The organism is Priestia sp. Y58, assembly GCF_029522095.1.
GTDB lineage: Bacteria > Bacillota > Bacilli > Bacillales > Bacillaceae_H > Priestia > Priestia megaterium_E.
The window spans coordinates 53,005-59,443 of sequence record NZ_JAKWFL010000015.1; the positions used below are offsets into that span (position 1 = coordinate 53,005).

Annotated in this window: 7 protein-coding genes and 1 rRNA gene; 5 read left to right on the forward strand and 3 right to left on the reverse strand. The window is 37.1% G+C overall.

Annotated features, from left to right (window positions below):
* Positions 1–40 precede the first annotated feature (40 nt).
* From MMB68_RS26260 to MMB68_RS26270, 3 genes are all read left to right on the forward strand, one after another.
* Positions 41–463, forward strand: coding sequence for a YbaK family protein (locus MMB68_RS26260; RefSeq protein ID WP_264134462.1), 423 nt, complete (start codon positions 41–43; stop codon positions 461–463).
* Between the two features lie 70 nt (positions 464–533).
* Positions 534–1,241, forward strand: a complete 708-nt coding sequence (gene cwlD / locus MMB68_RS26265; protein ID WP_034654901.1) for an N-acetylmuramoyl-L-alanine amidase CwlD — start codon at positions 534–536, stop codon at positions 1,239–1,241.
* A gap of 90 nt (positions 1,242–1,331) precedes the next feature.
* Positions 1,332–2,405 carry an Mrp/NBP35 family ATP-binding protein gene (locus MMB68_RS26270; protein ID WP_221785572.1) on the forward strand — a complete coding sequence of 358 codons (1,074 nt, stop codon included), beginning with the start codon at positions 1,332–1,334 and terminating at the stop codon, positions 2,403–2,405.
* A gap of 38 nt (positions 2,406–2,443) precedes the next feature.
* Here MMB68_RS26270 and MMB68_RS26275 read toward each other — a convergent pair whose 3' ends face one another.
* Both MMB68_RS26275 and gerD read right to left on the reverse strand, forming a co-directional pair.
* Positions 2,444–3,352, reverse strand: a complete 909-nt coding sequence (locus MMB68_RS26275) for a LysR family transcriptional regulator (protein WP_071277644.1) — start codon at positions 3,350–3,352, stop codon at positions 2,444–2,446.
* Between the two features lie 187 nt (positions 3,353–3,539).
* Positions 3,540–4,169, reverse strand: a complete 630-nt coding sequence (gerD, locus tag MMB68_RS26280; protein WP_013054964.1) for a spore germination lipoprotein GerD — start codon at positions 4,167–4,169, stop codon at positions 3,540–3,542.
* Positions 4,170–4,314: 145 nt separating this feature from the next.
* On the opposite strand from gerD, the gene MMB68_RS26285 reads away from it, so the two are divergent.
* Complete coding sequence (locus MMB68_RS26285) at positions 4,315–4,935, forward strand: KinB-signaling pathway activation protein (RefSeq protein WP_221785571.1); 621 nt, start codon at positions 4,315–4,317, stop codon at positions 4,933–4,935.
* A gap of 44 nt (positions 4,936–4,979) precedes the next feature.
* Here MMB68_RS26285 and pdaB read toward each other — a convergent pair whose 3' ends face one another.
* Complete coding sequence (pdaB, locus tag MMB68_RS26290) at positions 4,980–5,744, reverse strand: polysaccharide deacetylase family sporulation protein PdaB (RefSeq protein WP_221785570.1); 765 nt, start codon at positions 5,742–5,744, stop codon at positions 4,980–4,982.
* Between the two features lie 589 nt (positions 5,745–6,333).
* Here pdaB and MMB68_RS26295 point away from each other — a divergent pair.
* A 16S ribosomal RNA gene (locus MMB68_RS26295) occupies positions 6,334–6,439 on the forward strand; the annotation flags it as partial.

Sequence of the window (6,439 nt, forward strand, 5' to 3'; positions counted from 1 at the left end):
AGGCTTGTGCAGACAATATGTAAAAAAGGGAGGCGTTATCGTGAACGAGGTTACATATTTAAAAGAAAAACGTTATGAAAAAGAAATGAAATATGAACGCAAAGTCCTAAGAGAACTGTCGTTTGATTTGCTTCAAGAGAGGCTGCACCGTTATTTTCATCCCATGTTTCAGTGGAACATGCTAGGAGACGAACATGTGGAGGAGTACTGTCTTGATATTGCCATCGAATCATTTTTATTAGGTGCTCGGGTGAGTAAACGTGGTAAAGGCTACGAAGACTTTCAGAAGCACAGTAAGCAAGAAGAGTCTCTGTTAATTGATACATTGTACGGAGCCGTCAGCATGTCTGTAACAGATCTTTATCAAGACGGTCTGTATTATTTGTGTCAAGGATATGTGCAAGACTGGTGGAAAGAAGGTTATCGTACCGCAGAAAAAAGACGTCGGTTACGTTTGCATTAAAAAGTACTCATAATTCCCGTTCTTGTCCCATATAGAAATAAATAGGTGAGGCAAGAAGGGAAGGGATAAAATGTCTAAAGTAAAAATAATGAGCACAATTATAGCGCTTCTCGTTCTTTTTGTCATTGTACAATATCAGATAGATCATAGAACATCATCCGGTTCGCTTTCACTCCCTCTTAGCGGGAAAGTTATTGTACTAGATCCTGGACATGGCGGTGTTGATGGAGGAGCCGTAGGAGAGGATGAAGTGCTTGAAAAAGAAATAACTCTTAAAATTTCGTTGATGCTTCGGGACTATCTGCAAGAGCAAGGGGCACTTGTTATTATGACGAGAGAAAAAGACGAAGACCTAGCGGCCAAAGACACAAGAGGATATAGTCGCAGAAAAGTAGAGGACTTAAAAAATCGCTTAACGATGATTAATAAATCCAATGCTGATTTGTACTTAAGTATTCACTTGAATGCTATTCCATCCTCTGCATGGAGAGGGGCTCAAACTTTCTATTACGGGTCCCTAAAAGAAAACGAGCAAGTGGCTAAACTCATTCAACAAGAGCTAAGAAATAATCTGGATAATACGAGTCGTGAAGCAAAAGCTATTCAAACTCTTTACCTTCTTAAGCATTCTAAGCCACCAGGTGCTTTGGTTGAAGTAGGATTCTTATCAAATCCTACAGAACGTAAAATGCTTCAATCGAAACGCTATCAAAAAAAGTTAGCTGAATCCATTTATGAAGGAGTCAGCCGGTATTTTACTGGAGAAAAGCCTAAATAAAAAGCATAGCATCCTTCTATTCAGAAAAATCTAATATGTATGATATACTTGATAGTATAAATAAATAGATTTTAACATGGTGGTGGGAGTATGCTAACGGAAAAGCAAGTAAAAGAAGTAGTAGGGGAAATTACAGATCCATTTTTAAATAAAAAACTATCAGAAACAGATGCGATTAAAGAAATAACAATTAAATCTGAAAAACAGCATATAAGCCTGAAGATTGCTGTTGCAAAAACAGGTACTAGTGAACAGCTGAGCCTTCAAGGCACAATTGTAGAAGAATTAAAAAAAGCAGGTGTACAGTCGGTTGGATTGCGATTTGTTGAGTTTACGCCTGAAGAACTTCAGCAGTACCGCGCTGAGCAACCGAATACTGGCAACTTACTAACTAGTCCGAATGCACCTGAATTTATTGCTATTGCCAGCGGTAAAGGAGGCGTTGGTAAATCAACAGTCTCTGTTAACTTGGCCGTTTCTCTAGCTCGTTTAGGAAAGAAAGTTGGTTTAATTGATGCTGACATTTATGGATTCAGCGTTCCAGATATGATGGGAATCACACAGCGTCCTGTAGTAGAAGGTGAAAAGATTATTCCAGTTGACCGTTTCGGAGTAAAAGTTATTTCCATGGGCTTCTTTGTAGAAGATAATTCACCTGTTATCTGGCGAGGACCTATGCTTGGAAAAATGTTGACAAGCTTTTTTACAGAAGTTGAATGGGGAGAATTAGATTATCTTTTACTAGACTTACCTCCCGGAACAGGTGATGTCGCATTAGACGTTCACTCTATGCTTCCTGCTTGTAAAGAAGTGATTATTACAACACCACATCCTACAGCGGCATTTGTTGCAGCTAGAGCGGGTGCTATGGCTTTGAAAACCGATCATGAGGTAATTGGAGTTGTAGAAAATATGGCCTACTTTGAAAGCCAGCTAACAGGGGAAAAAGAGTATGTATTTGGTAAAGGCGGAGGTCCAAAACTTGCTGAGGAACTTCAGACAGAGCTGTTAGGACAGCTTCCGTTAAGTCAGCCTGACTGGAATGAAGAAGATTTTGCACCTTCCATTTACGATGAATCGCATCGTTTAGGTAAAATATATGGAGAGATTGCAAGCAAGATTGCATTTATTTGCGAAAATAAAAAAGCAGCAACAGGAAAATAACAAAAAGCACGCGCTGTTCGAGCGCGTGCTTTTTGCTGTTATACAGAGAGTTCAATCTGCGCCTTTTTTAAATCAAATGCAAGGTTTTGTTTTAAGAGAGCTAAAAATGTTTTTCCGGCTGTACTTACGGTGTGAGACTGGTGCTTTAAAATGCCGATTGCAGGCCCCTCATGCAAGTCATGAATCGTTTTAACCACCACTTGATCTGGCGGAAGAGTTGCGCTTATTTGTGGAACAACGGCTATTCCTAAGTTTTCTTTTACAAAATGCTGAAGTGTGCTAATAGTGCCTAACTGGACTTTAGCAGGCAGTTGGCCTGTTCGTTCAAAGATTAGCTGCTCAATTTTCTTTTGAACGGAAGATTGCCCAGCTGTAATCAGCGTTTCGTGTATTAAATCTTTTGCAAAGATTGTTTTTCTTTTTGTTAGAGCATGATTGAATGGTAGTAGCAGCACAAGTTTTTCCGTTAGTAATGCCTCAAATTCTATATCTCTGAACGATTCTGAGACAGTGCCAATCGCGAAATCAATTTCTTGATTGCGTATATGTTGATGAAGATGCTTTTCGTCTGCAACGAGTAAGCTAATTTCTGTGTTGGGATATCTTTTTTTAAATAATGAGAGAATGGAAGGCAGTCGACTGCTTGCTGTAGGCTCTGCAGCACCTATACGGATCGTGCCAGCTTCGCCTGTTGAATAATCCTTTAAGGTGTTATTTAGATATTCATATTCCTTTAGTAAAATATTTGCCCGCTCGTAAAAGATTTTACCTGCTTCAGTAAGTTTTATGCTTTTTCCTCGTTCTAAAAGCTTAAATCCTAGTTCGGATTCTAACTTTTGAATGTGCAGTGTAATGGTAGGCTGAGAGTACTTTAAATATTCAGCGGCTAATTGAAAGCTTCCTAAACGAACAATGGTTTGAAACGTTTTAATAACGCGAAATTCCATCGAATTCCCTCCTTTTGCTATAAAACGATTGTGTCAATTTCTAATATTTTACCATAAAGCTAAGAATTAAAGTTTACAATTCCAATAAAAATACTAAGTATTAAAAAATATAAAGAAGTTATTTAGGTTTTTTAATAAAAATAAATGACATAATTAAATACGCACCTCATATGAGATGCGTATTTAATCACTGCTGTTGCTGTTCTCCGCCTGAATCAGATCCAGAGGAAGAAGAACCACCATCGTCGCTGCTTTGTTTTTGTCCACCTTGTGTTTCTTCAGCGGCTTTCAAAAGAATGTCTTGAATTTTAGATTGATAAAGAGGGCTATCAAACGTTTCGGTCATAATCTTTTGTAAATAAGTGCGATATTCTTTACTCTTTAAAACAGTCAGTACTTCTTTTTCCATAGCCGGATCCTTTAAAACGTCTTGAAGCATTCCTTGATATTCAGGATCTTTCATCAGTTGTTTGATGACCGTCTTATTTTCTTTTTCCAAACTTTTAGCAAAGCTTTCAGCAAACTTCGGATCATCCATGGCTTTTTTCCAAAATTCCACGCCTTTATCTGAGACTAGGGTTTGAGAAATTGTATCTTTTATCGCGTTTTGATCCATTAAAATATCTTGTCTAACAGAAGGGTCTTTCATAATTGCCTCGACTGCTTTTTTTCCTTCATCTGTTTTTAAAATATCAACAACCATTTTCTTTGTTTGATCATAATCCATACCATTGTTCTCTTCATCTTGCGGTGCACAGGCTGTAGCTAAAAGCATACACATTCCTATATAAATGAGGAGCATGAGTCGCTTTTTCATAGTAATGAGCTCCTTTCCTAATATGCTTACGCTTAATATGAGATAATCAAGGTTTTTTATTCATAAAAGAGCTCTAGATTTTTCAAAACGTGATTGGTACAATTTATGGAAAGGTACAATTTTGTAACTTATGGGGGAGATGGAAGTGAATAGTCGAAATTGGGTTCGTCTATTTCTAACCACGTTAGCTGTCGGGGGTATAAGTACAGCTTTTGTTGGGTTTGCGGTGCGCTGGGGGGAATACGGTCACTTATTTCAACAAGGAAAGATAGGAGAAATTGTTGCTGTTTTAACATGGCTCGTAGGCGTAGGGTTTATTTTTAGTTTAATTAGCCAAATGGGTTTTTTTGCATATTTAACTATTCACCGATTTGGGTTGGGGATTTTTAAATCTGCATCACTTTGGAAATCGGTTCAAATTGTATTTGTTTTATTTGTATTATTTGACGTTGCTTATTTTCGATATAAGTTCTTTCAACAACCGGGAGAAGGCATAGGCAAGTATATTTTGTTAAGCGTTTTCTTGTTAGCGGTGGGGTTATTAGTGGCGTATGCAAAGAAAAAGCAGACGAATAAAGAGGCTTTTGTACCAGCGCTTTTTTTTATGATTGTTGTAACGACAATTGAATGGTTCCCAGCGCTGCGAACGAACGAAGAAAGCTGGCTTTACCTTATGTTGTTTCCACTTCTAATTTGTAATATGTATCAACTTCTTATTTTGCCCAAACTTCTTACGCACGAAAGAATAGCAAAAGCAGACAAATAGCATATTTGTCTGCTTTTGCTTTCCATATACACTAGTAATAGATCTTAGCGGATATCTTTTACTTGGGTTTTTGAATTTGAAATTAATGTTGAAACACTTACGTTTGAGACTTTTTTATTTTGTAGTGAATTCTTGATATATGGAATAGCCTTTGCTGTTTGTTGAGCGGAGTCAGAAGCGTGCAGCAAGATAATATCTCCCCCATCTAAGGGTTTTGTGACATTCGATACAATCTTTTCAACTCCTGGATTTGTCCAGTCTTTAGAGTCGATGCTCCAGTGCACGGTTGTATATCCTATATCGGCTGTTAATTTTAAGATGTCTTTATTAAATTGCCCGTTAGGAGGCCGAAGAAGGTGAACATCTTTAAGTCCTAGGGAATCAAAGACTTTCTTTGATTTTGCAAGATCTTGTCTAATTTCATTAGGTTTTAGGCTTGTATAGGAAGTATAGTCATAGCCCATTGTGCCAATTTCGTGGCCTTCTTTTTTTATGCGCTCTACAACATCTGGATGACGTTCAGCCCATGAAGCAGATAAAAAGAAAGTAGCATGTTCAATATGCTGTTTTTTCAGTTCATTTAGAATAGGAATAGCTCTTTCGTCTCCCCAGCTGATGTTAAATGTAAGAGCGACTTCGGGATTTTTATTATCCGCCTTATAAACAGCTCGTGGACCATTATCTGTTGAAAACACAGGAAAGTGAAACGTCTGTTGAGCATAAAGAAAAAAGCTTGTAAAAAAAGCAGCAACTACGATAAGCATTGTTTGTTTGATTCTTTTGGCTCGAATAGTATAAAACATATTCATTTTGTCACCTCATTTAATAAGTAGTACTTGTCTAATTTGTATGCGTTTTGTCTACAATTAATAACATGTAAGGAAAAGAACGACTGATTTTATTTTGATGTTTGAGAATCAATGTCGCAAAAAGCAGGTGAATCAATGAAAATTTGTTTATTTAATCAAGTGGAGTGTTTAGAGTTAGAAGCACTACTCAGAGAAGAAATGAAAAGAACAAACGTTGTTTTTCAACAAAGTTTGAATCATGTAGTTCTTGAACGAAACATTCAAGAGAAGTATCAAATCCTTTCAAAGATCTTGCTAAGGTTCAGTGAAAACAGGGAAGTAAATAAGGTTTTTTGGTAAAACGAAAAAAACTTTTTAAAAAGTGTTGACTTTATATAGTACAGATGTTAAATTATTAAATGTCGCTGATGAGTGATTCGAAAACAATCGCAATTCATCAGAAATAAAATATTAAAAAGTTGTTGACAAACGAAAGACAACTTGTTAATATAAAAAAGTCGCTCAAGAGCGACGGTTGAACTTTGAAAACTGAACAAAGCGACAAACGTCAACGTTAATTTTTATTTTAAAATTGAGCAAGTCAAACATTTCTTCGGAGAGTTTGATCCTGGCTCAGGATGAACGCTGGCGGCGTGCCTAATACATGCAAGTCGAGCGAACTGATTAGAAGCTTGCTTCTATGACGTTAGCGGCGG

Excerpts from the sequence above, each read along its gene's own strand:
- gerD (WP_013054964.1), bottom strand. The coding sequence starts at position 4,169 with ATGAAAAAGCGACTCATGCTCCTCATTTATATAGGAATGTGTATGCTT.
- MMB68_RS26270 (WP_221785572.1), top strand. The coding sequence starts at position 1,332 with ATGCTAACGGAAAAGCAAGTAAAAGAAGTAGTAGGGGAAATTACAGAT.
- MMB68_RS26275 (WP_071277644.1), bottom strand. The coding sequence starts at position 3,352 with ATGGAATTTCGCGTTATTAAAACGTTTCAAACCATTGTTCGTTTAGGA.
- cwlD (WP_034654901.1), top strand. The coding sequence starts at position 534 with ATGTCTAAAGTAAAAATAATGAGCACAATTATAGCGCTTCTCGTTCTT.
- pdaB (WP_221785570.1), bottom strand. The coding sequence starts at position 5,744 with ATGAATATGTTTTATACTATTCGAGCCAAAAGAATCAAACAAACAATG.